The 23,624-nt window shown below is 61.3% G+C and carries 25 protein-coding genes and 2 pseudogenes; 13 read left to right on the top strand and 14 right to left on the bottom strand.

Going from position 1 to position 23,624, the window contains the following annotated elements:
• Positions 1–5 precede the first annotated feature (5 nt).
• Positions 6–755 (bottom strand): annotated as a pseudogene (locus BS630_RS04020) (alcohol dehydrogenase catalytic domain-containing protein); the annotation flags it as partial.
• A gap of 166 nt (positions 756–921) precedes the next feature.
• Between BS630_RS04020 and BS630_RS04025 the strand changes: the two are divergent.
• Both BS630_RS04025 and BS630_RS04030 read left to right on the top strand, forming a co-directional pair.
• Complete coding sequence (locus BS630_RS04025) at positions 922–1,221, top strand: hypothetical protein (protein WP_077976379.1); 300 nt, start codon at positions 922–924, stop codon at positions 1,219–1,221.
• A gap of 127 nt (positions 1,222–1,348) precedes the next feature.
• Entirely contained in the window at positions 1,349–1,633 is a 285-nt protein-coding gene (locus BS630_RS04030) for a universal stress protein (protein WP_245310385.1), read from the top strand.
• Between the two features lie 10 nt (positions 1,634–1,643).
• Here BS630_RS04030 and BS630_RS04035 read toward each other — a convergent pair whose 3' ends face one another.
• Both BS630_RS04035 and BS630_RS04040 read right to left on the bottom strand, forming a co-directional pair.
• A complete protein-coding gene (locus BS630_RS04035) occupies positions 1,644–2,015 on the bottom strand; it encodes a hypothetical protein (protein ID WP_077976380.1) in 372 nt (123 codons plus the stop codon).
• Between the two features lie 46 nt (positions 2,016–2,061).
• Positions 2,062–2,520 carry a pyridoxamine 5'-phosphate oxidase family protein gene (locus BS630_RS04040; RefSeq protein WP_183594626.1) on the bottom strand — a complete coding sequence of 153 codons (459 nt, stop codon included), beginning with the start codon at positions 2,518–2,520 and terminating at the stop codon, positions 2,062–2,064.
• A gap of 129 nt (positions 2,521–2,649) precedes the next feature.
• On the opposite strand from BS630_RS04040, the gene BS630_RS04045 reads away from it, so the two are divergent.
• Positions 2,650–3,471 carry a universal stress protein gene (locus tag BS630_RS04045; RefSeq protein WP_077976382.1) on the top strand — a complete coding sequence of 274 codons (822 nt, stop codon included), beginning with the start codon at positions 2,650–2,652 and terminating at the stop codon, positions 3,469–3,471.
• Here the strand turns inward: BS630_RS04045 and BS630_RS04050 are convergent.
• Both BS630_RS04050 and BS630_RS04055 read right to left on the bottom strand, forming a co-directional pair.
• On the bottom strand, positions 3,468–5,330 hold the full coding sequence (locus BS630_RS04050) for a heavy metal translocating P-type ATPase (protein WP_077976383.1): 1,863 nt from the start codon (positions 5,328–5,330) through the stop codon (positions 3,468–3,470). The two genes, BS630_RS04045 and BS630_RS04050, sit on opposite strands and share 4 nt — an antisense overlap.
• Before the next feature lie 26 nt (positions 5,331–5,356).
• Positions 5,357–5,680: a TraR/DksA family transcriptional regulator gene (locus BS630_RS04055; protein WP_077976384.1), complete on the bottom strand. Its 324-nt coding sequence runs from the start codon at positions 5,678–5,680 to the stop codon at positions 5,357–5,359.
• 236 nt (positions 5,681–5,916) lie between these two features.
• On the opposite strand from BS630_RS04055, the gene BS630_RS04060 reads away from it, so the two are divergent.
• Both BS630_RS04060 and BS630_RS04065 read left to right on the top strand, forming a co-directional pair.
• Positions 5,917–8,598: a cation-translocating P-type ATPase gene (locus BS630_RS04060; RefSeq protein WP_077976385.1), complete on the top strand. Its 2,682-nt coding sequence runs from the start codon at positions 5,917–5,919 to the stop codon at positions 8,596–8,598.
• A gap of 66 nt (positions 8,599–8,664) precedes the next feature.
• Positions 8,665–9,498 carry a universal stress protein gene (locus tag BS630_RS04065; RefSeq protein WP_077976386.1) on the top strand — a complete coding sequence of 278 codons (834 nt, stop codon included), beginning with the start codon at positions 8,665–8,667 and terminating at the stop codon, positions 9,496–9,498.
• Between the two features lie 227 nt (positions 9,499–9,725).
• Here the strand turns inward: BS630_RS04065 and BS630_RS04070 are convergent, their stop codons facing one another.
• From BS630_RS04070 to BS630_RS04095, 6 genes are all read right to left on the bottom strand, one after another.
• Positions 9,726–10,523 carry a sulfite exporter TauE/SafE family protein gene (locus BS630_RS04070; protein WP_077976387.1) on the bottom strand — a complete coding sequence of 266 codons (798 nt, stop codon included), beginning with the start codon at positions 10,521–10,523 and terminating at the stop codon, positions 9,726–9,728.
• Complete coding sequence (locus tag BS630_RS04075; RefSeq protein WP_077976388.1) at positions 10,505–10,936, bottom strand: YeeE/YedE family protein; 432 nt, start codon at positions 10,934–10,936, stop codon at positions 10,505–10,507. The genes BS630_RS04070 and BS630_RS04075 overlap by 19 nt, the downstream gene beginning before the upstream one ends.
• Positions 10,933–11,343, bottom strand: coding sequence for a YeeE/YedE family protein (locus tag BS630_RS04080; protein ID WP_077976389.1), 411 nt, complete (start codon positions 11,341–11,343; stop codon positions 10,933–10,935). The genes BS630_RS04075 and BS630_RS04080 overlap by 4 nt, the downstream gene beginning before the upstream one ends.
• Positions 11,340–11,687: a sulfite-sensing transcriptional repressor BigR gene (gene bigR / locus BS630_RS04085; RefSeq protein WP_143529393.1), complete on the bottom strand. Its 348-nt coding sequence runs from the start codon at positions 11,685–11,687 to the stop codon at positions 11,340–11,342. The genes BS630_RS04080 and bigR overlap by 4 nt, the downstream gene beginning before the upstream one ends.
• On the bottom strand, positions 11,678–12,976 hold the full coding sequence (gene blh / locus BS630_RS04090; protein WP_077976390.1) for a bifunctional sulfur transferase/dioxygenase Blh: 1,299 nt from the start codon (positions 12,974–12,976) through the stop codon (positions 11,678–11,680). Before blh ends, bigR begins: the two co-directional genes overlap by 10 nt.
• 649 nt (positions 12,977–13,625) lie before the next feature.
• The gene (locus tag BS630_RS04095) at positions 13,626–14,033 is read right to left on the bottom strand and encodes a hypothetical protein (RefSeq protein ID WP_077976391.1); all 408 of its coding nucleotides are present in this window, start codon (positions 14,031–14,033) and stop codon (positions 13,626–13,628) included.
• Between the two features lie 175 nt (positions 14,034–14,208).
• On the opposite strand from BS630_RS04095, the gene BS630_RS04100 reads away from it, so the two are divergent.
• From BS630_RS04100 to BS630_RS04115, 4 genes and pseudogenes are all read left to right on the top strand, one after another.
• Entirely contained in the window at positions 14,209–14,391 is a 183-nt protein-coding gene (locus BS630_RS04100) for a hypothetical protein (RefSeq protein ID WP_077976392.1), read from the top strand.
• A gap of 33 nt (positions 14,392–14,424) precedes the next feature.
• Entirely contained in the window at positions 14,425–15,687 is a 1,263-nt protein-coding gene (locus BS630_RS04105; protein ID WP_077976393.1) for an MgtC/SapB family protein, read from the top strand.
• 240 nt (positions 15,688–15,927) lie between these two features.
• Positions 15,928–16,518: pseudogene (locus BS630_RS04110) on the top strand (glycosyltransferase); the annotation flags it as partial.
• A gap of 207 nt (positions 16,519–16,725) precedes the next feature.
• Positions 16,726–17,259: a DUF2062 domain-containing protein gene (locus BS630_RS04115; RefSeq protein ID WP_077976394.1), complete on the top strand. Its 534-nt coding sequence runs from the start codon at positions 16,726–16,728 to the stop codon at positions 17,257–17,259.
• Positions 17,260–17,341: 82 nt separating this feature from the next.
• Here BS630_RS04115 and nhaA read toward each other — a convergent pair whose 3' ends face one another.
• Complete coding sequence (gene nhaA, locus BS630_RS04120; protein ID WP_077976414.1) at positions 17,342–18,532, bottom strand: Na+/H+ antiporter NhaA; 1,191 nt, start codon at positions 18,530–18,532, stop codon at positions 17,342–17,344.
• 661 nt (positions 18,533–19,193) lie between these two features.
• Between nhaA and BS630_RS04130 the strand changes: the two genes are divergently transcribed.
• From BS630_RS04130 to BS630_RS04150, 4 genes are all read left to right on the top strand, one after another.
• Positions 19,194–20,543: a chloride channel protein gene (locus tag BS630_RS04130; protein ID WP_077976396.1), complete on the top strand. Its 1,350-nt coding sequence runs from the start codon at positions 19,194–19,196 to the stop codon at positions 20,541–20,543.
• A gap of 169 nt (positions 20,544–20,712) precedes the next feature.
• Positions 20,713–21,090: a GFA family protein gene (locus BS630_RS04135; RefSeq protein WP_077976397.1), complete on the top strand. Its 378-nt coding sequence runs from the start codon at positions 20,713–20,715 to the stop codon at positions 21,088–21,090.
• 766 nt (positions 21,091–21,856) lie between these two features.
• Positions 21,857–22,297 carry a MarR family winged helix-turn-helix transcriptional regulator gene (locus tag BS630_RS04145; RefSeq protein ID WP_025398023.1) on the top strand — a complete coding sequence of 147 codons (441 nt, stop codon included), beginning with the start codon at positions 21,857–21,859 and terminating at the stop codon, positions 22,295–22,297.
• A gap of 89 nt (positions 22,298–22,386) precedes the next feature.
• A complete protein-coding gene (locus tag BS630_RS04150) occupies positions 22,387–22,794 on the top strand; it encodes a hypothetical protein (RefSeq protein ID WP_025398024.1) in 408 nt (135 codons plus the stop codon).
• A gap of 72 nt (positions 22,795–22,866) precedes the next feature.
• On the opposite strand, the gene BS630_RS04155 is transcribed toward BS630_RS04150, so the two are convergent.
• Positions 22,867–23,184 (bottom strand): hypothetical protein, encoded by a 318-nt coding sequence (locus tag BS630_RS04155; RefSeq protein WP_077976399.1) that lies wholly within the window; start codon positions 23,182–23,184, stop codon positions 22,867–22,869.
• A 25-nt stretch (positions 23,185–23,209) separates the two neighbouring features.
• On the bottom strand, positions 23,210–23,611 hold the full coding sequence (locus BS630_RS04160) for a response regulator (RefSeq protein ID WP_077976400.1): 402 nt from the start codon (positions 23,609–23,611) through the stop codon (positions 23,210–23,212).
• Between the last annotated feature and the right edge of the window lie 13 nt (positions 23,612–23,624).

Genomic DNA, 23,624 nt, shown 5'->3' on the forward strand with positions numbered 1-23,624 from the left:
GGCCAACAGGCTTCGAAACCCAACAGGAGCACCACCTCGTGCGCCATTGGCACGAGCTCGCCGGCCGGCGCGAAGATGATGGCGGTGTCGAGCTGCACCGGCGGCGTTTCACCGGAGAACCCGGCCCAGACGGCGCCAAGATCAAGCGCGAACTTCCGGCCGGCCTCGTCACCGGGACGCACGAACGCATAGACGCTCTGGCCCCGATGCTTGCACAGCTGCACGAGGATATGGGCGGCCGCGCCGAACCCATAGATGCCGATCGTCCTCCCCTCGCCCGCCACCTTCAGGGATCGCCACCGATGAGGCCCGCGCAGAGAAGAGGCGCGGTCGCCACCGGGTCCGCGTCGTCAGGCAGTTCGAACGCGTAGCCCGCCTCGACGGCCGCATGCGTCGTAAAGCCGCCGTCGATGGTGTACCCCCGTGAAGCCAGGATCGTCGCACAGGTTCTCGCGACCCTCTCGGCAATATGCGCAGTGCCCGCAGGTGTGGCCCAACCAGGGTACCCCGACTTTTCGACCGACAAGGCGACCAGGAACGCCCTCGCCCGTTGCGATCACGGTTCCGACAATCTCGTGTCCTGGAACCAGGGGAAGCTTTGGCTGGGGAAGGTCTCCGTCGCAGACGTGAAGGTCCGTCCGGCAGACGCCGCAGGCCTCCACCTTGACGACGACCTGGCCGTGCAGCGCTGGCTGGTCCGGCTGCTCCACGAGGCGGAGCGGCCGTCCCACCTGTTCGAGCACCATCGCCCTCACGTTTCCCTCCATCGGCATGTACCACCGCGCTAGTCGTATCACCTCCTGTCGGACCGCGGCTTGATTCCGGTCAAACATCCGGATTGATGCTCGTCAAAGACAGAATGCCGTAGGTCCGATAGCCTCCCGGGACACAGCGCCACGACCTCATCCAAAGGAGACGGACATGCGCGAACAAGAAAAGACCCGCAAGACAGAAACCAACGCAGCCACGACCATTCCTCCGGTCGAGCGAACGTCCGCAGACCTTTTTCTCGGACGTCGGGACGAGGATCGCTGGGAGGTGACGGCGGCGACGCCGCGAGGCCAGGCATGGGCGAGAGATCATTTCTGCTGCGCGCTCCGGCAATCCTTCACTGGCACCATGTGTCTCGACATCATGAGCGCCGATCGGCTGCTCAAGGAAGCACATGGCGATGGACTGACCACCGAGTTCGTCAGCCTGTCTGGAAAGGACATATACTGACATGTTCGCCACAGTCGTCTGCGCCATCGGCCGGGGATCCCGGCAACGCATGCTCCAGCTCGTCGAAACGGCCCGCGCGTAGCTCGCGCCCAACGGAAGCCTCCACCTCGTTCACGCGGTGGAGGGCTTGCCCTCGTCCGCTTCGCCGGATGATTGGGCGATCGAGGTGATGGCCGCCGCAGAGACCAGACTTTCGGAAGCTCTGCGGTCGCTCAACACTCATGCTTCGATACATGTCCGTGCGGGCAAGCCGTCCCAGGTCATCCTCGCCATCGCGAAGGAGACCACCGCCGACCTCGTCGTGATCGCCTCTCACCGGGACGACGTGCTCGACCGGGTCTTCGGCTCGGTCGTCGACTACGTCGTGCAGCGCGCACCATGTTCCGTGCTCGTCTTGCGAACCACGCGATGAGCCGCAGGCTTCACACGACCGTCTTCGCTTCAGCCTCGCTGGCCTGACCGACAGCGACGCCGCGACACATTTCTGCGGCGTGCGACAACGATCGTGACCCGGCCTCGCACAGCCGCGCCACCTCTCTAGGATACTCCTCCAGCTCGCCCTCGACATAGTCCGAAAGAACCTCGACCGCATCGCCGTGGTCGATACTGCAGGCAAGGCGAGTCAGAAATCCAAAGCATCGAAGCCCCCGCCGAGCGGCGGACGCCGTCAAATCCGCAGTCACGGTGGCCGACGCGGCGAAGATCTCGTCTTGAATCAGAGCCCCCGCGCGAAATGCGGGTGCGAGGTGGAAATTGAATGTGGCGCTTGGATATAGGCCGCGTAGATCTGGCATGTGGTGCTCCTCTTGTGGGATTTGGGTTCGGCTCGAGCATCGACGGTCATTCCGTTCTGACTGCGCTACGTCCCGACACGGCTGTGACGGCAATTCCGTAGAAGACGTGAGGAGAGCCATCGGGCATGGGAAGCTCCTGGGGCTTCATGGAGCCGATTTCCCACCAGTCCGAATACTTTTGCAGAAGCGACCAAGCATGGAGCCTTTCGCTTCGTCGCGCGTCGCTGTCAGGAAATTCCTCGAACCTGCCTTCGACGACGATGCTCGTCCACCCGCCGGCGCTCGAACGCTGCTCGACGTGAAGACAGACCTTGTCGTTTCCCCGCATCCAGTCGAGCTTCTTGCCGGGCATGGTGAAGCTATAAGCGACACCGCCGGAAAAGGCGAAATAGATCGCCGCCACGTAAGGCTGTCCATCCTTGCAGCAGGCGAGATGACCGAAGCGCTCGCTCTCAAGGATGCGGTAGCACTCACCGGGGTTGATCTCCGTCAGCTTGATCGTCATGGCCGTGTCCTCCAGCTTTAATGAAGGCACGATCATAGGAGCTTCATTGCGCCGCGGCCTTGACAAAGCGCAATGCGAACTCTCTCCGCGGCATGCATCATGACGGCAGTTTAACCTCAGGAGGCCAGCATGAAGCCGCAGTTCCATCTTCCGTTGTCGACCTACCCCGACCCGAGTTCCTTTACCATCATCGACAACGCCATCGACCTCGCTCGGCAAAACGACGCCGATCTCGTCGCCAGCATCCCGCAAGTCCGGATCCCCCAGGTCCATCAGCCCTTCCCCACTTTTATCGATGTCGACACATGGCGGGAACAAGCAGAGGGGTATAGCCGGGACAGCGGGATTTCGCTGCGGGCACACGTCGCCGACGCTGTTTCGGAAACTGGCTTCGAGGTGCGAATCCACGGATTCGAGGTTAGGGAACCGTTCGTCTATGAACGTTTTTCTGAAATTGCCAAGTGCTACGACCTTTCCATCGTCGAAGCCTCGGAGCTCTCCCGTCAACTCTCCGAAACGCTGCTATTCGGAAGCGGCCGTCCACTCGTGCTATTTCCAGCCACCAGCGTCTACTCTCGTGTGGACACGATCGCCGTCGCCTGGGACGGCAGCGCCACCGCAGCACGTGCCCTTTCCTGCGCACGCATCTTCATCGAACGCGCGATCAAGGTGCAGGTCATCTCGATCACCGACGACAAGGAGATCGACGAGGCGAACCGCGCCCTCCTGATCTCCTCTTTGAAGCACGCAGGATTGGACGTGGAAGACGTTGCGATCCAGGCAGGCGGCGAGACCGCGACGGCCGCCATTCAATCGGCCGCGCTGGAACGAAAGGCGGACCTCCTCGTCGCGGGCGGGTTCGGCCATTCCCGGCTTCGTGAGTTCATCCTCGGCGGCGTCACTCGGGAACTGCTCGTCAAGGCAGAGCTGCCGGTGCTTCTCGCCCATTAGAGGGCGCGAAGGGCGTTGAGAATGACCGCCACATCGATGGCCTCCTGAAGCAATGCGCCGCCGACCGGCGGAAGGTATCCCGCTCCCGCGAACCCCATCGCGAGGAGCGAGAGACCTATGCCGGCATAGATGCTTTGAAGCGCGATCTTGCGCGAACGGCGCGCGATGCCGATCGCCGTCGCTATCCTGGTGAGGTCGTCGCGGACGAGCACGATATCCGCAGCCTCCGCGGCCGCGGCAAGGTTCTCGACGCCGACTGCGATTCCGACATCGGCTGCCGCCAGCGCTGGCGCGTCGTTCACGCCGTCGCCGACCATCAGCACTTTCCCGTGGACGCGCTCCTTTTCGACGACTGCGACTTTGTCTGCGGGAGCGAGCCTCGCCGCGACGTCGTCCAAGCCCAGCGAGCGAGCTATGGCTGCCGCGACAGCCAACTCGTCACCAGAAGCCAGGACCACTCGAGAGATTCCCGACGCCCTGAGCTGGGCGACGAGCTGGACAGCGTCTTCGCGTAGCCGGTCTTCGAGCGTGATCGTGCCAGCCGGCGTGCCGTCAAACAGCACCTTTACACGCATTGCACTGCGTGACCCGTTAGCCCCGGACGACGGCGCCTCTCCGAAATACGTGTCTCCTCCGACGCCGACATGCACGCCATCGACGATTCCGGAAATTCCGGATCCCGCGGTCTCGGTCACCTCCGATGGACGGCTCAGTACCAACCCACGTCTATGCGCCTCGTCCACCAGCGCGCGTCCAACCACGTGCCCCGACGCCTGGTCCAGCGAGGCGGCGAGCCGCAGGATCCTGTCGGGATGCTCCGGTCCCTCGATGTGCCCGACTTCCGGCTGTCCCGCAGTGAGCGTCCCCGTCTTGTCGAATACCGCCACGGTGGCCTGGGCGAGCGCCTCGAGAGGTCCCGCACCCTTCACCAGAACGCCCTCCTTGGCGGCTTTTGAAGTACCTGCCGCAAGTGCGACGGGTACCGCCAGGATCAACGGACAGGGGGTGGCGACGACCAGCACGGCCACGATCCTCGACAGGTCTCCGGACATCAACGCCGAGGATCCTGCAATCGCCACCGTGGCGAACAGGAACCAGACCGAGAACCGGTCGGCCAGGCGCATCAGCTTCGCCTTGGAGCGCCTAGATGCTTCCACGAGCCTGACTATACCGGCATAGGTGCTGTCCTCGGCGCGGCTTAAAACGCGGATTTCGATCGCATCGCCCACGTTCGTAGCGCCGCTCGAAATGTTGCCACCCCTGGCGATGCGCACCGGGAGAGGCTCTCCGGTCAGCACCGCCTGGTCGATCGTCGCGGCTTCGCCGACGAGCGCCCCGTCGACCGGTACGACGTCGCCCTTGCGTATGAGGAGCACGTCGCCGACCGCGACCGTCTCGATCGGAATTTCTTCGACGCCGGTTCCGGCAAGCCGCAGGGCCGTCCGCGGAACTTGCGCCAGCAAAGCCGACATGCCCTCATCGGCGCGACGATGCGCGTATGCCTCCAGAAACTGACCGCCGGAATACATGAGACCGACGATCGCGCCGGCAAGATATTCACCGAACCATAAGGAGGCCCCCATGGCCAGGGCCGCAATCAGGTCCAGGCCGTATTCCTCCTTCCGCAGCTTCCTGGCGATCTCAATACAAAGAGACAGCAGGATCAGGCTGGTGCAGCCCACGAGAATTAAACGATACCCAAAGCCAAGACCCGCGAGATAGAAGACGAGTGCGGCCGCAAGGGCAAGGAGCGACGACAGCACCAGAAGGCCCGACCGGGAGCCCGCCGCCCTCAGTCGCGACATGCCGCCCTGAGGCCACGTCCACCTGCCAGCCCTCCAAGCCGCCGCTGTAGCCACCTCTCACCCTCCCATAAATTCAGAAGTCAGCGGAACGATTTTGCGCAATCGATGCAGAACGGCGTGTAGGGAACGGCCGCGAGACGTTCCTTGCCGATCGGATGGTGGCATTTGACGCATCGCCCATATGTGCCGTCGTTCAGCCGGTCGATCGCCGCGTCGATGGCCGCGATCTGGTCTCGGCCCTCGGCCTGCATCTCGCGAAGAACCTCGTCGTTCTCAACCTGGGTCGCGCGCTCCTCGCTGTCCTTCTCGAGCGCGACGCAGAGATCCGCATCGATCGCTTCGAGACGGCGGGCAAGGTCATCCTTCATCGTCTGCAACACCATCTGTACCGAGTTTTCATTCATTTTAGTCGCCTTTCGATCTTGCCGGTCAATCTCAGTCCACAGGCGATGCCGTCGGAACACCGATGCAAACGCACCGCCTTCGAAACGCTGTGGCCGCATATGCGCTGCCTACAAATCGTCTGCAGCTTATCTCAATGCCATCGGAGCTCCTTGATCCCGGTCAATGCCGCCTGCGCTGGGGCACATAGGCTGTCGCGCGAGCTTTCAATGAAATCGTTGCGACGAGCCCGGAGCCCATCATGAATCTCACGGCGCAGACACCCGCCCCCACGACCGCCAAGGCGAACGGACTGACGAGCGTCGAGGCCGAGGAACGGCTTGCCGAGCTCGGGCCAAACACCCTGCCCGAGCCTGAGCCGTCATCGCCGCTGAAGCTCTTCCTCGTTCAATTTCGCAACCCGATCATCTACATCCTTTTGCTCGCGTCGGGGCTCTCGCTTGCGACCGGCAGGATCGAGGACGCCCTGTTCATCTTCGTCGTGCTTCTGATCAATGCCGCCATCGGCACCTACCAGGAGTATTCTGCGGATCGAGCGGCAGCCGCCCTTCGCAACCTTGAGCAGCCGTCGACCAGGGTCATCCGGGACGGCGTGGCTGGCAGGATCGAAGCCAAGCGGCTGGTCGTCGGCGATCTCGTTCTTCTGGAATCCGGCGACCGAATCCCTGCCGATCTGATGCTTGTCGATGCAAGTGATCTCCGGTGCGACGAGTCGCTTCTGACCGGCGAGTCGATGCCTGTCCCCAAGGGGCGCCCCGTCGAAGGCTCGCCGGATGAAACCCGCAATTCCATGCTGCTGCTCGCGGGCTCCCTGGTCACGCGCGGACGAGCCAAAGGCGTCGTGACCGCTACGGGTACCGCGACGATGCTTGGAGGCATCGCCGTCGAACTTGGAACAGCCAGGTCAACGCAGCCCCCGCTTGTCGCCCGTCTGGCGAAGTTCACGAACGCGCTCGCTCTTTTCGTAGGATTGGCAGCATTGGTGCTGGTCGCCGCGGGCTTCATGCGAGGCCTCCCTCTGCAAGATCTGGTCATGATGTCCGTAGGTCTGGCGGTGAGCGCTGTTCCTGAAGGGCTTCCGATCGCCATCTCCATCGCGCTTGCCGTCAGCATGCGGCGGATGGCCGCCCGCAACGTCATCGTCCGAAGCATGCCGGCCGTTGAGGCCCTGGGTTCGACCACGATGATCGCCACGGACAAGACGGGTACCTTGACCAGCAACGTGCAGACGGTGACCGAAATTCGCCTACCGGACGGCACAGACATCGCCCTGGACGCCCATACAGATCTCGACAGGTGCGAGATCAGGGCGAGCGGCCTGGACGGCGACCTGGTCCGCGAGAGGGCTCGCAGGCTGCTACGCGCTGCACTGCTTGCAAACGAAGGGACCCTCGTCCGCCGGGACGATCTCTGGGTCGCCGCCGGAGACACGGTCGACGTGGCGCTTCTTGCAGCAGGACGGAAGGCGGGGCTGGGACAGGAAGAGCTGAACGACCGATACCCACTGGCGGCAAGGATCGCCTACGAGCCCGAGCACAAATACGCGGCGTCTTTCCATCACGGCAGCGATCGGATCCATGTCTTCGTCAAGGGGGCGTCGGAAGTGCTCATCGAAATGGCGGATCGGATGGACGTTGCGGGCAATGCCGTCGAGATCGACCGCGCGTCGCTTTTGGCGCAGAAGGAAGAAATGGCTGCCCGAGGCCTCAGGGTGCTCGCCTTCGCCGAAGGGGAAGTCGGCGCGACGCTGGCCGGAGGCCTCGGACACGGTCACCTCGTCGATCTCGTGTTCTTGGGGCTGGCCGGAATGCAGGACCCGGTCCGGCCTGAAGTGCCGAACGCTATGAAAGACTGCCGCGCGGCCGGCGTGGAGGTCGTGATGGTGACCGGGGACGACCCGCGGACCGCTGCCGCGATTGCAAGAGGTGCCGGCCTGGGCTTTCTTGCCAGCCAGGTCGTTTCGGGCCACGACATTGATGAAGCTGCGCGAGCGGGCGACCAACGGCTGGACGAAATTACGAGAGAAGCCCGCATCTACGCCCGCGTGCAGCCGGCGCAGAAATCGGCGATCGTCGCATCCCTGATCCGCAATGGCCACATCGTCGCCGTCACGGGAGACGGCGTGAACGACGGTCCGGCGTTGAAGAAGGCACATGTCGGCGTCGCAATGGGGCTCAGGGGAACCGAGGTGGCGAAGGAAAGCGCCGATCTCGTCGTCACCGACGACAACTTTGCATCCATCGTGGCGGGGATCGCCGAAGGCCGGGCGGCCTATCGCAACATCCGCAAGGTGGTGCTGATGTCGGTTGCAACGGGCGCCGCCGAGGTCCTGCTCTTCATGCTCGCGCTGCCATTCGGCCTGCCCATGCCGCTCCTCCCCGTTCAGCTTCTATGGCTCAATCTCGTGACAAACGGCATCCAGGACGTTGCCCTTGCAGGCGGAAGGCCGGAAGGAGACGAGCTGGCGGGGCCGCCACGATCTCCGCTCGAGCCCATCCTCGACCGGACGATGATCCGGCGCGTCGTCCAATCGACAATCGTGATCGGCGGAGCAGCGTTCCTCGCCTTCCAGTGGATGATTGCGCATGGATATGGCGTTTCCGAAGCCCGCAACATAACGCTTCTCATCTTCGTGCTGTTCGAGAACGTCCAGACCCTGGCATGCTCCTCCGAAAGACGATCTATATTCTCCGTCGATATCCTTCGGAACCGTTTCCTGCTCCTCAGCGTGCTCGCGGCACAGACGATCCACATCTCGGCGATGTACATACCCTGGCTCAGCAGAACTCTTGGCCTTTCGCCGATCACGCCTCTTGAATGGGGTCTCAGCATGCTGATGGCGAGCTCCCTCATTCTCGTGACCGAGGCCGACAAGTTCGTCTCCCGGCGACGCCGCGATCGTTCATCCCGTGTTGCTTGACGAAGATCAAAGACGTCAGGGCTAGTGCCGTTATCCTTTCGATATTCAACAAGAGAGGTGATCGAAATGTCCATTCGTACGGTATTGAGCATCCTGAGTTCCAAATATTTCGATGAAGACCTGAAGGCCGCCGCGGAGTTTTGCGAAGCCTCAGGAGCGCATCTCAGCGCGGTCGTCATCTGCATGGGAGCGTCGCCAACTGCGGGAGGATACAACTCCCTGTCGACCGTCTGGCTGGAAGAACGCCAGCGCGAAATTGATGAACTCGTCAAGAAAGCCGAAGAAATCAAGGCGTATCTCTCGCGCACCGAACTGTCCTATGACGTGCAGGACGTCTATACGGAATATGCCTTTGCGCGGGAGGACATTGCAGAACGGGCGCTCTATGCCGACGTCGTCCTGGTCGGCCGCCAAGCCTGCAAGGATGAGGAACTCCAGAAACGGGTCATGGATGGCGCTCTGTTTCAGACGCCGACGCCGGTCATCATCAACCGCGGACGGCGGCCGCTCTCTTCCACTTCCAAATCGATCGTGCTGGCATGGGATTCGAGCGACGAGGCGTCGCGTGCCGCAAGGCAGGCCCTAGACCTGCTGAAGACGGCGGACTGCGTCTATGTGACGATGGTCGATCCGGTCTCGCGAGAGCGGGTGAATGGAGAAGAACCGGGCGCCGACATCGCGGGCTTCCTGTCCCGTCATGGGATCAAGGTTCAGGTGGATCGCGTGGCGAGCGGCGGAAACACCGCCGACGAGGTCCTAAGGCGGCATGCGATGGACGTGAACGCCGATCTGATCGTGATGGGCGCATACAATCACCCGCGCTGGCAGCAGACCCTCTTCGGAGGCGTGACGCGCAACATGATCGAGCACAGCAGCATGCCGATATTCATGGCGCATTGAAGGGGAAGGGCACGGCCGCGCTCCATGCGCGGCCGTGTCGGAGCAGCGGCATGTCGCTTTCAGACACGATGGGTACTGACCATCTGGATCTCACCAGCGACGAAGCCGCTGGTCTCTACAAGATGGTCAACGTGTTGGTGTTGCAAGGGTCGCTCGCTCTTCATACTCAAGGGTTCACTTCTGGCCGGAAGTCGCGGCTCGCCTGCTGTCGAGCCCTTCGCTTGGCCTTAGTCCGGCACCCCTGTCCCCCAGTTCCGATACAGGATGTAACCCGCGACCGCGAAGATGAGCGCTGCGAACAGGCGGTTGAGAATGTTCTTGTAGGCGCTGAGCCGGGTGGCGAGCAGCATGCCGAGTACGCCGCCACCGATGCCGCCGCCGATGAATTCGGCGGCAAGCCACCAGTCCACCAGGCCTGAACTGGCATAGTTCAGAGCCGTTGTCAGTCCGAACGCACCGACGGAGAGGAGAGATGTGCCGATCGCGTTGATCATCGGCATGCCCGTCGCCAGCATGAGGCCGGGAACGATCAGGAAGCCTCCGCCGATGCCGAAAAAGCCGGATGCAGCGCCGGCGGCGAGTGCCACGGCGGCGGTGGCAAGGCACATCCTGAGGTCGACCGGACGGCACTCTACCGTCACCGCCTTCCTAGGCTTCAACATCAGGACGCCGATGGCGACCATGAGGATGCCGAATAGGAATATCAGGCTGTCTCCATCCATCGCCTTGCCGAGGCTGGAGCCGCCGAGGGCGCCGATGACGCCGAGCGCGGAGAAGACGGCTGCGCAGCGCCACCAGACGTGCCCCTTGATCGCGTGGCTTGCGAAGTTCGCGAAGGCATTCACCGAGACCGCAAGCGCACCCGTTCCGATCGCGATATGCGGCTGGCTCACGCCAACCACGTAGAGGAGCAGCGGCGTCGCCAGGATGGACCCGCCGCCGCCGAGCAGGCCGAGCATGAAGCCGACGAGCCAGCCGGAGCCAACTGCCGCCAAAATGGAGGTGTTCACGTCCGCCTGCTCCAAACTCGGTCATACAAGGTCATCCCGACCAGCATGGCGATGACGAACAGGAATGTCTGGGGAAGGCCGACCGATAGGGATGCGACTGCCGGACCGGGACAGAAACCACCGATCCCCCAGCCCAGGCCGAACAAGGCCGAACCAACGACCAGCGGACCATCGATCCTGCGGTTCGTCGGCACGTGGAAGCTCTTGTCGAAGGCCGGACGCTTCATCCGTTTCATGATGTGGACGCCGAGAAACGTGACAACGACGGCGCCGCCGAGAACGAAGGCAAGGCTCGGATCCCAGGCCCCGAAGACGTCGAGGAAGCCCCGCACGCGAACAGGGTTCAGCATGCCTGACACTGACAGTCCGAAGCCGAAGACAACGCCCGAGGCGAGCGCCGCCACGAATTGGTAGATGTTCCGGTTCATAACCCGACGCCTCGCAGAATCGCTACGGCGATTGCGCCGGCCGTGAGGAACGTAGCGACCGCGACCATCGATCGCGTAGACAGGCGGGCAAGGCCAAGCACGCCGTGTCCGCTGGTGCAGCCCGATCCCATGCGTGAGCCGAAGCCGACAAGCAGTCCGGCCACGATGAGCAGCGGCCAGCCGGCAGTGATCTGCACGACAGGCCAGCTCCCGAACACCAAAAGGTACGCGAGTGGCCCGAGCGGCAGCCCGACCACGAACGCCAGATTGGTGATCAGTCCCACGCCCTGGACGAGGCGCCCGACTATCCCGCTGATCCCGGCAATCCGGCCGTTGAGGAGCAGAAGCATGACGGCCGATGCGCCGATCAGCATTCCGCCGAGCAGAGATGGGAGATAGGCGTTCACTTTTCTTCCTTCACGCAGAAGATTTCATAAAGGGCGGCGACCAGTTGCGCGGCCTTTTCTTCGGTCAGGCGATAGAAGATCTGTTTCCCCTCCCGCCGGGTTTCGACGATCCCGGAGCCACGCAGTACCGTCAGGTGCTGCGACAGATGCGGCTGGTGGAGGTCGAGCTTCTCTTCAAGCTCACCGACCGAATACTCGCCTTCCACCAGGGTACAGACGATCATCAGGCGCGCCGGATGGGACAGCGTCTTCAGGAGGTTCGCCACCTCTCCGGCCCGGCCGGCCATCTCGGCGGGGGAAAGCCCCGCCCTCCTCATCGCCTTTAGATCGGTGGTCATTCCCATGCTGCTCCCTTCAGTGCATCGAGCGGAAACTTGAGGTAGCGCCGGCCGTTGGCTTCCGGCTCCGGCAGGCGCCCGCCGCGGATGTTCACCTGCAGGGCATGCAGGATGAGCTTTGGCATCGGCAGCGTCTTGTCGCGCTTCGTCCTGAGCGCCACGAATTCTCCTTCCGTCACGCCAGCGAGATGCGGGTTGAACTTCTTCTGATCGGCCACCGTGCTTTCCCAGCGAGGTGCCCGACCGTCCGGCTGGTAGTCGTGGCCGGTAAAGATCCGTGTGTCGTCCGGGAGCGCGAGAATCTCCTGTATCGACTTCCACAGGACGCGGGCGTCACCACCAGGGAAGTCGGCTCGTGCGGTCCCGCTGTCGGGCATGAAAAGCGTGTCGTGCACGAAGGCAGCGTCGCCGATCACATAGGTGATGGAGGCGAGGGTGTGTCCCGGCGAGAACAGCACCTTGGCATCAATAGAGCCGACCTTGAACGTCTCACCATGGGCAAACAGTCGGTTCCATTGCGACCCGTCGGTCGCGAGCTCTGGCCAGTTGTAAAAGCCCTTCCACAGCTTTTGGACGTCCACGACGCGTTCGCCGATCGCCGTTTGCGCGCCGGTCTTCTCCTTCAGATACTGGGCCGCGGAGAAGTGGTCGGCGTGCGGGTGGGTGTCGAGGATCCACTCGACCGTCAGCCCGTTGTCGCGGACGTAGTCGAGGATCGCGTCGGCATTGATGGTCGCCGTCGCACCGGCCCTCTCATCGAAGTCGAGCACCGGGTCAATGATGGCACACTTGCGGGTCGCGGGATCGGACACCACGTACTGGACGCTCCAGGTGCGCTTATCGAAGACGCCCTCCACCTGTGGACGGCGCGCGGCCTTCTTCTCAAGCCAGCTTGCCGCCGCGCTCGTGTCGAAGCCGCGGCTCCTTCCGAACTCGACGACCTCGTCGGCAGACAAGCGGCCGTCGAGAACCTCTCCGATGAGGTAGAGGTTTAGCGATCGAGTACCGGTCTTGCAGTGGGCGAACGCAGGCCCTTCGGATTCGTCGACCACGCGTTGAAATGCACGTATGTCCGCCTCGGTGATCGTGCCGGCTGTGACCGGGATGAACGCATAGGACAGGCCGCGGTGCTTCGCTTCCTGACTTTCCGCTTGCGTGCCCGGCTGTGAAGGATCCTCGTCGTCCGGTCGGTTGTTGATGAGGGTCTTGAACCCTTTGTCGTGAAGCGACTGGATGTCCTCGATGCTCGGCTGCGGCGAGACGGAAAGCTTCTCGGATATCGTTGTGATGGGCATGACTGGCTCCGGGTGAAATTTTATTATATATTCTAATATAATATATTTCGATGTATCATCAAGGTCGGGCACGGAACTCGCGAAGAGGAGGACCACCACGGCCACGACAGCAAGCCGGGTCAGCGATCAGACATCCGACGATATCAACCGACGCCTGCGCTGGCAGATGGAGGAGCGGCTCGCCCACTAAGAGACTCATCCCACCAGATCGAACCATTCCTGAACAATCCGCCATCGAAGCTAGCCCCGCTGCTCGGGGCGTCTTCCGAAGACCTCTTCAGAGGCTGACGGATGCTTGTTTCTCGGCTGCGGCGTTCGATCTACCGTTAATAGGGATCGCCGCCCGTTCCGGAAAGAGCGAGGGCGACTGGTGCAACACCAGGTGCGGGAGCCACACGGTCGTTAGAACGCCAGCCGCCTATCACGCAGCCGTCTCCGTGGTTCGAGCGTGCCGACCTTGCGTTTGTATTATCGAGAAGGGCCGATCGTCGCTACGCTTGGCTTCGAAGCGGATCGTCATCCGGCAAAAGCCGCTCACCCGTCGTCAACGGTCTTGAGGAAGGCCGGTTCGACGAGCTTCCATCGCGGAATTTACTGGCTTTTGGAAGCCGCACCCGTGATTGCCAATGACTAAACCGGCCAGCGCCGCCTAGGGCTGCTTGACTTCGCCGCTAGACGGAGACAGTTCTTCGTGATCCTCGGAAAACCGGCCGCGTGAGACAAGAAGCTTTAGCGCGTACTGGGCCACCGGCTTGATCCGCTCCGCGCATCCTGATTGAAGATGCTCCGCCTCACTTTGGAAGTGACGGGTTTCATTCCTGATGGCTTCCAACACCTGTCCAAGCGCGTCGATGGTTCGTTCCTCCTCTTCCGTGATCGCGCTGTTCGGCCTCACCAACAAATGCCCCTCATGCCAGTAGTCGTAGAAACCTCCGAAGAACTCATTGTAGTTCACCTCGATGAGGCCCTCATTTCCCCGAGCGAGAACTTCGATAGCTTCGATGATCCGATTTCGCCAACGCTGCTCGATAATACGATCTGAAACTTCTTCGCCCACAGTAAAAGCCTCCGTTGGTTTATGCCTCCTGAAAATAGCAATAACATATTGGCTGGCGTTTGATGTCCATACCGGCTTCGCGCTCAGCAGCGAGCGCCCACCCGCTCACCCATTGCTCACCAGCTGCCGAACAGTTGCTAACCGTCTTCGTTGATGATCAGAGGAAGAAAGCGAAATGAGCCGTTTGATATTGTTTCCCAATGATAAGAGCCGCGGACTGTTATTCGACATTCGTATTCGCTCGGAGTTGGCCATTGATATGCCGCAATGGAGTTGCGGCTGTTTCGGGTATTGGATCAGCGCACTTGCCGGCAACAGAATTTTGATCGGCCGCAATGACTGGGCCGACTGGTCGTGATTGGATATGGCAACAGGCAGGGCGACTCGACGAATGATGACATCACTGGTGCTCACCGACGACTTCCAACGTCTCAGCCTGGCGCTTGCGATCGGGATCCTTGTCGGCATAGAACGCGGATGGCGCGAGCGTGAGGCTGCGCCCGGCAAGAGGGTGGCTGGTATTCGCACCTACGGCCTCGCAAGTTTCCTCGGCGGGTTTTGCGGTTTTCTACAACCGGTCGCGGGACCGATCCTTCCAACGGCCATCTTTGCATTCTTCTGCATCACGATTCTCGCCTTCAGCCGCCTGCAGGCGGTGCGTGAGGAGGATTACAGCGCCACCGGCGCCATTGTCGCGATAACGGTCTTCGCGCTCGGCTTCGGAGCGGTGGTTGCGGACATGAGCGCGACGGCCGCAAGCGCGGTTGCAATAACCGCGTTGCTGGCGGCGCGAGAGCCGCTGCATGGATTTGTCAGGAAATTGACCTGGCTCGAGTTGCGGGCCGCGCTGATCCTGCTGACGATGACGGTGGTCATTCTCCCGATTCTTCCAAATGAGACGGTCGATCCCTGGCAGACGATCAATCCGTTCGAACTGTGGATGATGACGGTTCTCGTCGGAGCTGTTTCATTCGCCGGTTACGTGATGATCCGGCTCAGCGACACGACGGCCGGAATATTGCTGACCGGCGCCTCCGGGGGCTTGGTCTCTTCGACGGCCCTAACGCTATCCTTCGCTCGTCAGTCCAAGCAGGTGCCTGCCCTCTCGCCGCTGCTTTCGGCCGGAGCGATGCTGGCCGGAGCCGTATCTCTCACGCGGGTTCTCCTTATCTGCGGCGTCATCGCGCCTGCGGTGCTTAAGGAACTTGCGCCATCGCTAGGCCCCACTGCCGCAATCCTTGCCATAGGCGGCGGTCTCGCCGGTCTGTCGCGGCGCACCGATAATGGCTCGGATTTTTCTCCGCAAAATCCCCTGGAAGTGATGGTCGTCTTGCGCTTTGCGCTTCTGCTAGGCGTCGTGATCATCGTGACCCGGGCGACACTGACCGTCTTTGGAACGCAGTCGCTGGCCGCCGTCGCCTTCATCACCGGGCTCGGCGATCTCGATGCCATAACCCTCTCCGTCGCAAAGCTCGCGCCGCACAACCTTTCGGCGGACGCGGCCGCGCAGGCCATAGCGATCGCCGCCGTCGCCAATCTTCTCGCAAAGGTGGGCCTTGCGGCGAGCACAGGCAGTATCGCCTATGCGGTTCGGCTGGCGATCACAAGCGCTATTGCAGTCCTTGCCGGCGCTGCCGGCTTGCTGCTGACCTGAGCTCTGAATCTCAGTATGCCTGCAAGCATCGAGACAACTGCGTTAGCTCACGCAGAGGAGTGAACTCTGCTGCTCTTGAGCGGATACGAACCGCAGACGGGTGATGTCATCGTGTCAAAGCTGGTTAGAGCCGCGACGGTTCCAGCCAATTGGAAACGCGACACTTGCGCTTCGGATCAGCCCCCGATCCGACCGGCTGGGCCGGGTTGCAAGGGAGGAGCGGGGGCGGGTGAGATGCAAGACGTGCTGGTGAGTGGCTACTGGTTTCTCGACAGCAAGAACTGGCGACCCCCAGACGATTTGGCAGCCTTCCTCGCGGAAGGGGAGCCGCCAATCTACGTTGGCTTCGGAAGCATGCCGGGCGTCGATCCGGGCCGAATGACAGCCACTGTTGTCGAGGCCCTCGCAAGGCAGGGCAAGCGGGGCATCTTGGCTCTTGGAGGCGGTGCCCTGGCCGCGGACCATAAATCTGGGCATGTTCACGTCGTCCGCGACGCCCCTCACGACTGGTTGTTTCCCGAGGTGAGCGCGGTCATCCACCACGGCGGCGCCGGAACGACCGCAGCCGCTCTTCGGGCCGGCAAGCCCATGATCATTTGCCCATTTTTCGGCGATCAACCGTTCTGGGCAAGGCGTGTAACAGACCTCGGCGTCGGACTGTCACTCGATCGCAGAGCATTGACCGTCGAGAGCCTGACAGATGCACTCGCAGCCATGGACGATCCACATATGCGACGCCAGGCAGATGCCCTTGGCTCTACGATTCGGGACGAGGATGGGGTTGCGAACGCAGTCGGTTTCATCGAGGCTGCTGCGGACAAACTGCATTGAGGCCCATGAATTCGCGCTACCCAGTCGAGAGGCCATTCGTGCCAAGCGGGCAAAATCGGGAGAAGGCGATAAACTACCGCGATGCCGCAATGTGCGTACGCGAAAGATATGCTCGCCTGCAAAGATCGATGGTTTGCATTTCATGCGCGGTGTTCTCGATATATCTATCGATTGAGATTGAGCGCTCACGCAGCGGAAGGTCAATGAATGCTGTTTAGGAGACGGAAGCCGCTCTCACTGGCTCAGCGGATCCGTGCCGTCGTTTGGCCATCCAAGGGGCTATTGCGGTCCATCCGGTACATTGCCATTCGAGTGCTTCGATTGAAGGCTACTCCTCATGCAGTTGCGGCTGGCGTTGCAGCAGGGGTGGCCGTGTCCTGTACCCCCTTCCTCGGCTTTCATTTCATAATGGCATTTTGTCTGGCCTTCATCCTCAGAGGCAATATGATCGCGGCTGCGCTCGGGACGGCGTTTGGGAACCCTCTTACCTTTCCTCTGATCTTTGCTGCCGCTTACCGGATCGGCATTTTTCTTTTGGGTCGGGCGCCCGAGCGGGTGGGTGAAGCCAATCTGTTCACGCTGCTCCGGCACCTCGATTTTGCGCCACTTTGGCATCCAATTCTAAAGCCAATACTCGTCGGCGGCCTTCCGCTCGCCGCGCTATGCGGTGCAGTTTTCTATGTATTGACATGGCAAGGCGTTCGCCTGTTCCAGCAGCGAGGAAAGCGGCGGAGATCGTAAGATCCAAAAGAGCCGGCAGCGCGCGAAGACCCTCCGAAGAACTTGATGTCTACGAGAGGCGTCGCTCCGAACTCGTAAACGACTACGACCGGCTGCTTTTCCTCCGGCTCGCCATCAGAACCGCGGATCCGGCCACGCCAGAGATCGCCGAACCGAGCAGAATGCCGATCTTGACCTTGTCCTGTATCGCTGGGTCGTCGAAAGCGAGAAGACCGATAAAGAGACTCATCGTGAAGCCGATGCCGCAAAGAAGCGCGACACCGGTCATCTGCGTCCAGTTCGCCATTGCCGGAAGCTGCGCAAAACGTAGCTTCACCAGGAGGCCGACGACGGAGAGAACCCCAAGCAACTTGCCAGCAAACAGTCCGGCGGCGACGCCGATTGTATGAGTGTCTCCTAAACTCGAGATGGACGTGCCGAGAAGGGAAACGCCGGCGTTGGCGAAGCCAAAGAGTGGGACGATGACGAATGCCACTGGTCGATGAAGCAAGTGTTCGAGCCGGTGCAGCACAGATTCTTCGTCGCTAGCCTCCGGAGCGCCGGGAGAAAGCTTAATCGGTATCGTCAAGGCCAGCAGCACGCCAGCAAGCGTGGCGTGGATCCCGGAGGTGAACATCAGCACCCACAAGGCGACGCCAAGGCCGAGATAAAGCGTCAGCGTCTTCACGCCGGCTCGGTTCATGAAAAGCAGGAGGGCAACAACTGCGGCGGCTCCGGCAAGGGCCAGGAGGTTGAGACCGTTTGTATAGAAGAGTGCGATGACGAGGACGGCGCCGAGGTCGTCGATAATGGCAAGTGCCGCCAGAAAGATTTTGAGGGATGCCGGAACCCGATTGCCAAAGAGCGACAGCACTCCGAGCGCGAAGGCAATGTCTGTGGCCGTCGGGATCGCCCAACCGCGAAGGCTCGCTGGCGAATCGGCATTGAACGCGAGGTAGATTAGGGCTGGAGCGAGCATTCCTCCGGCCGCGGCGGCACCGGGAAGAATTCGCCTGCTCCAGGTCGAGAGCTGGCCATCGAGCATTTCGCGCTTGATCTCCAGACCGACGAGCAGGAAGAACACGGCCATCAGGGCGTCATTGATCCAATGCTGCAAGCTCAGTGGCCCGACGTAAAGATGCAGGGCATGGAAATACGCGTCCGCCAGCGGCGAGTTCGCCACGGCAAGTGCCATCGCTGCGGCTGCCATCAGGACGACGCCGCCGGAGGCCTCGTTGTCAAGATATCTGCGCAGAGTGGATTGAATGCGACCGCTCGTGATCGGCAAGGACATGGTTTCGCGCTCCCTTCTGGAAGGTTGATCTTCGTCTCCGTCGATTTCGGGAAGCCCGCGGCGCACGCAGCACACGCCATCCGGCAAGGGATACCTAAAAGAAGCACGGATTTCCAGGGCCTCCTCCGATATCGTTCTCGTCTCGCAACAATCGACGATGAGGAGATCCATGCCGATCAGCGCTTCTCACAATAGGAGATAGAACTTGGGACGCCGCGGTCTGTTATCGCCTTCTATCTTCAGTTCTGCCGCAGGCTTTGACTGGCAGAAAAAAGCCCGCTCCAGCGGGGGAACCACGGAGCGAGCCAGATGCCCTTGGCGTCAACCGCCTCAGGAGAGCATCCTCAAATTACACCCATGGTCATGTGAAGTAAAATTATCGACGGCTCTGATAGGTCCGCAAAGCCCCCGTCGAGAGATGATCCTTGCCTCGCAGCGATCGTCATCGGATTCGGTGACGAAAAATACAGGCCGCCCAGGCCCTCATGCTGCTCGTCCTGTGACGGCATCGGGCCTAGGGACGGGAAGCCTGGACGGAATGGTTGAACCTTAGGCTCCGCCCGGCGACAGTCGTCTCCGCGATCGATATACCGCAAATGGGGGTGATCTTCGGGCACGATAGCGCTAGTAAAGGACAACCCCGCCATCGCCGAGCCCCGACATGCCGCCATCCTATCGATACTCCAAGCTCTTCCGTCGCTCCCGCGTCTTGTGGGGTTCCTTCTCGCTTTGGCAGCCAAGGTTGGTGTTCTGGTGCGGGGCCTTGGCAATCGGGGCGATCAGCGTCGGCTTTGCCAAGCTTGCGGATCTGGCGCAGAAGGGTTTTGGGTCTATCACCTCGTCCGGTGAATGGGCCTTCCTGCTGCCACTGGCGCTGAGCCCGCTCGGTTTCATGGTGTCGGCCTATCTGGCGGCGACGTTGTTTCCAAATTCAGGCGGTAGCGGGATCCCGCAGGCGATCGCCGCCAGGCACCTGAGGGACGACGAAGACCGGACGCGGCTGCTGTCGCTGAAGATCGCCTTAGGCAAGATCGTGCTGACGGTGCTCGGGCTGTTCTCTGGCGCCTCGATCGGCCGCGAGGGTCCTACCGTGCAGGTCGGCGCATCGATCATGCTCGCCGTCGCCCGGTTCAGTGGCATGGCGCAGGCGCGCGGCCTGATCCTTGCCGGATCGGCGGCCGGAATTGCGGCGGCATTCAACACGCCGCTTGCCGGGATCGTCTTTGCGATCGAGGAAATGAGCCGGACCTACGAATCTCGCGCCAACGGGCTGGTGCTCACGGCAGTCATCCTCTCCGGCCTTGCGGCGCTCGGGATTTCGGGAAGCTACAATTATTTCGGCATGGCATCTGCGGCACCCACCGAGCTTCGCGACTGGGGACTGGTTCTGACCTGCGGCGTCGGCGGCGGCGCGCTCGGAGCAGCCTTTAGCGGTTTCGCGCTGCATTTCGGCCAGAAGATTCGCCGCTGGGCCCAGCCACAGCCGCTAAAGCGCATGCTCGCGCTTGCGGGCACCTGCGGACTGGCGATCGCAGTCATCGGCGTGGCATCCGGAGGCACGACCTTCGGCACCGGCTACGAGCAGGCACGAGCTGCGGTCGAAGGCAACGCGCTGCCTCAGCTCTTTTTCGTCGAGAAGTTCGCCGCGAGCTTCCTGTCGATGCTGTCAGGTATTCCGGGGGGAATCTTTGCACCGTCGCTCGCCGTCGGCGCCGGTTTCGGCAGCACCGTCGGCTCACTGCTCGGCACCAGCATCGCGCTGGCGGCAATCCTTGGCATGGCCGGTTACTTCGCGGGCGTCGTGCAAGCCCCGATGACGGCGTTCGTCATCATCCTCGAAATGACCGGCGATCACCAGGCGGTCATTCCGATCATGGCCGTGTCTATGATCGGCTACGTGACCTCGCGGATTCTTTCGCGCGAGCCGCTCTATCATGGTCTTTCACGCGTCTTCATCGCCGCGGCTATCCGGGCGCGGCGTGCGGTCGAAAGGGAGTCGGAGTATCCCTAACCCGACCCACTGGCGAGTATGCGCGCGGTCATCTACTCCGTGGTAGGCTCCGAGCGAAAACCTGAAAACTGATGGACGCTGTTCGGTGTGTCCAACGGCCTCGCGGCGGCATCTCCAAAACAGCTATCGTGCGTGCGGTTGCTTTCGCAGACATTAGCAGGAGCACGGAATGAAACGAGCAGCCAGTTGTTCATGCGGTCAGCTTTCGATCACTGCCGACGTAGAACCTGTCAAAATCTCCGCCTGCCATTGCCAGGCCTGCCAACGTCGCACCGGCAGCGCGTTCGGAGTAGCCGTCTTCTTCCACGCCGATCAAATGGAGACGTCCGGCGTCTCGACCAGCTACGTCCGGTCGGGCGACAGCGGCAAATCGATCGAGTTCAGGTTTTGCCCGGCATGCGGGTCGACTGTTTTCTGGATGCCGGAATTCAGGAAAGAGCTAGTAGCCGTCGCTTTGGGATGCTTCGCCGACTCCTTCACGCTAGTGCCAACTCAAAGCGTCTATGAGGAAAGTCGTCTGGAATGGGTATTGTTCGATTTCACGTAAGGTAAAAGGCGCTCAGGGTGGGGGATTCTTTTCCCAGGAGACATCCGAGGGCCGCCCTCAATTTTGTGATTTCCCGGCGAGCGAAAATCCCATTAGTATCACGTAATGATATTTTCGACGTCCGCCATAGGTTTGAAGCTGTTCGGGCTCGTTGGCCTTGCCTTTCAACGACGTCCTGAAGCGGCGTCGACGGAAGCCGGCGAAAACGTCGTTGTAAGCCTCCTCCTCGACGAGTGGTGCAGGCATTCGGCAACCAAGCGAAACGATCCGAAATCCTACGCCACCATACGGAGGATCGTCGCGCTTCGTGCGGAAGGGAAAACCGTGGAAGAGGTCCGGTCTAAAATTTTCTTCGAACCCGCGGCCGAAGAGGCAGACTAACAAGCCCCTCTACAAGTTCAATCTCGTGGATAGCCACGCCCGCCTTGACCCGATGTGCAATCATCGTCGCGGGCCTCAGCCACCTTCTACAAGCTCTTCTGCATCGGTAGAGTGATCTCTGTAGCCGGCGACTACCCGGTAAGGAAGTCGGCAACTCTTCCAAGACGGACGTTCAAACGTTCGTCTGCGGCGCTCCGGATTCGCATTTTTGAAGCACGATAGAATTTTTTCACGAAGTCACGAAATAGGCACAGTCTTTTTAGCAACATGGATGGATTATGGGCGGCGACGTTCACTATCATCCTCGCCGGCTCAGTTCGGGACCATTCTTCCAGCGTGCTCCGCTGTTCATATCACATCATCACATTTGAGAAGGACTGTTCGCATGCCTCGATCGGGACGCCGGACTTCTGGCCTTGCTGATGACGTCTATGAAGGCTTGGCCGGGTTCCGGCTGGCCATGAGGCGGTTCCTGTCGTTCAGCGAGGCGGCCCTTGCCGAGGCGGGCGTCACATCGCAGCAGTATCAGGCACTCCTGGTCGTGCGGACTGCTCCGGGCTGGCAGATCAGGCTTCGCGATTTGGCCGAACAGATGCTCATGCACCACAACAGCGCCGTCCAGCTCGTCGATCGGATGTGTTCGGCAGGTCTCGCCGAGCGGATACCAGCGGAAGACGACAAGCGCAGCGTGCTGATCGGGCTGACCGCAAATGGCGAGCGGACGCTTGAATCTCTGGCGAAGGTTCATGTCGAGGCGATGCTTGCGCATGAGCCGCTGCTGGCTGAATCCCTATCCCGTCTTCGTCAGGTCACGGAAATGGCCTAGCCGTCACTCACCATTTCTTGATCCCGACGTTCTTGACCTCCACACGCGCTATTGTATCATGGCGTGATACAAAAGGAAGGAGAACGGCTATGCAGTATGATGAAGACGGCTACCGACCAACAAAGAGCGTATGGGCCTGGTCTGTTGTCGGCGCCTCGGCATTGACGGTGGTGCTCGGATTCACCTGGGGAGGATGGACGACGTCGGGCAGGGCCGCGGTGATGGCCGATATCGCCGTCCGTAACGCAAAGGCGGATCTGGTCGCGGGCATCTGCGTCCATAACTTCGTCACGGCGAGCGACGCTCAGGAGAACCTCAAAACGCTGCAGGCGAAGTCGTCGTGGCAGCGTGACGACTTCATCACCGACGGAGGCTGGACCAATATCGCGGGGATCGACGATACTATCACGAACGCGGCGGACGCTTGCGCCGACCAGCTCGTGAAGATGAAGGAACTGCCGCAATCGGGAGGAGATGCCGCAGTCACCGACAGCTAGAGTTCAGGCCGGAAGTGATGAGTTATCCGGTCCGCGCGAGGCCCGTCCGAAATGATTTCGGGCGGGCCGTTTTTACGCTCTGGTATCGCTTGTGCCAGCGAGCTCGGAGTCCTGCAATGCCTGCAGAACCTCTCTTGTCATGAGGTGAGCGGCCATCAGGACCGCAGGCGACAACGGTCTGCCGTCGCGCGCGTCCCGGCAAATTTTCAGAAGGCCCATTAGCTCGATCGGGTTCTCGATGAATCCGTCCAGCGCGTCTTCAACATCCTTGGGAAACTGCGATCCGACCTGGATCGCGAGCTCGCCGTCCTCCCTTAGCACTCCCAGACTGATCAGAATGGTCTCCAGCCGCCCTACCCAGAGACCGAGTTCAGCGCGTCTATCGATCATGTCGTTTTCCCCCTCCCCAGCCTGTTCAAGCGAAAAGCCGCATTCCTCCTGGCGGGACGCCTCGTTCGCCTTCGCGGATCGTCTTCAGATATTCGAGAACGTCTCGGATCAGGTTTGGATGGGCGGGTTTCGATATCAGGCCGATAACCTTTGAAAGATCGGTTTCAATCAGTTCGGGGCTTCCCGTGACCATGACCACTGCGACACCGAAATCGCTCGCGAGATACTGCCCGATCCGCGGACCGGTCGCTCCGTCTCTCAGGTTGACGTCCACAAGGGCGATCGTGCTGAAAGCGGCCAACTTCTGCGCGGTCTCGAAGCTGTCGGCTATCCCGGAGATCTCATAGCCAAGTGTCGTCACAATATCCTCAAGATCAGCCGCGATCAGCACGTCGTCTTCGACGATCAGTATTTTCTCCCCAGTCATCCGCCCCCCTTTT

It is taken from the genome of Rhizobium laguerreae, from assembly GCF_002008165.1.
GTDB classification, from domain to species: Bacteria; Pseudomonadota; Alphaproteobacteria; order Rhizobiales; family Rhizobiaceae; genus Rhizobium; species Rhizobium laguerreae.

Coding starts and splice junctions, on each gene's coding strand:
- BS630_RS04040 (WP_183594626.1), bottom strand. CDS start 2,520: ATGACGATCAAGCTGACGGAGATCAACCCCGGTGAGTGCTACCGCATC.
- BS630_RS04115 (WP_077976394.1), top strand. CDS start 16,726: ATGCTGTTTAGGAGACGGAAGCCGCTCTCACTGGCTCAGCGGATCCGT.
- BS630_RS04045 (WP_077976382.1), top strand. CDS start 2,650: ATGAAGCCGCAGTTCCATCTTCCGTTGTCGACCTACCCCGACCCGAGT.
- BS630_RS04145 (WP_025398023.1), top strand. CDS start 21,857: ATGCCTCGATCGGGACGCCGGACTTCTGGCCTTGCTGATGACGTCTAT.
- BS630_RS04065 (WP_077976386.1), top strand. CDS start 8,665: ATGTCCATTCGTACGGTATTGAGCATCCTGAGTTCCAAATATTTCGAT.
- blh (WP_077976390.1), bottom strand. CDS start 12,976: ATGCCCATCACAACGATATCCGAGAAGCTTTCCGTCTCGCCGCAGCCG.
- BS630_RS04105 (WP_077976393.1), top strand. CDS start 14,425: ATGATGACATCACTGGTGCTCACCGACGACTTCCAACGTCTCAGCCTG.
- BS630_RS04075 (WP_077976388.1), bottom strand. CDS start 10,936: ATGAACCGGAACATCTACCAATTCGTGGCGGCGCTCGCCTCGGGCGTT.
- BS630_RS04100 (WP_077976392.1), top strand. CDS start 14,209: ATGAGCCGTTTGATATTGTTTCCCAATGATAAGAGCCGCGGACTGTTA.
- BS630_RS04155 (WP_077976399.1), bottom strand. CDS start 23,184: ATGATCGATAGACGCGCTGAACTCGGTCTCTGGGTAGGGCGGCTGGAG.
- BS630_RS04130 (WP_077976396.1), top strand. CDS start 19,194: ATGCCGCCATCCTATCGATACTCCAAGCTCTTCCGTCGCTCCCGCGTC.
- BS630_RS04025 (WP_077976379.1), top strand. CDS start 922: ATGCGCGAACAAGAAAAGACCCGCAAGACAGAAACCAACGCAGCCACG.
- bigR (WP_143529393.1), bottom strand. CDS start 11,687: ATGGGAATGACCACCGATCTAAAGGCGATGAGGAGGGCGGGGCTTTCC.
- BS630_RS04055 (WP_077976384.1), bottom strand. CDS start 5,680: ATGAATGAAAACTCGGTACAGATGGTGTTGCAGACGATGAAGGATGAC.
- BS630_RS04035 (WP_077976380.1), bottom strand. CDS start 2,015: ATGCCAGATCTACGCGGCCTATATCCAAGCGCCACATTCAATTTCCAC.
- BS630_RS04135 (WP_077976397.1), top strand. CDS start 20,713: ATGAAACGAGCAGCCAGTTGTTCATGCGGTCAGCTTTCGATCACTGCC.
- nhaA (WP_077976414.1), bottom strand. CDS start 18,532: ATGTCCTTGCCGATCACGAGCGGTCGCATTCAATCCACTCTGCGCAGA.
- BS630_RS04150 (WP_025398024.1), top strand. CDS start 22,387: ATGCAGTATGATGAAGACGGCTACCGACCAACAAAGAGCGTATGGGCC.
- BS630_RS04160 (WP_077976400.1), bottom strand. CDS start 23,611: ATGACTGGGGAGAAAATACTGATCGTCGAAGACGACGTGCTGATCGCG.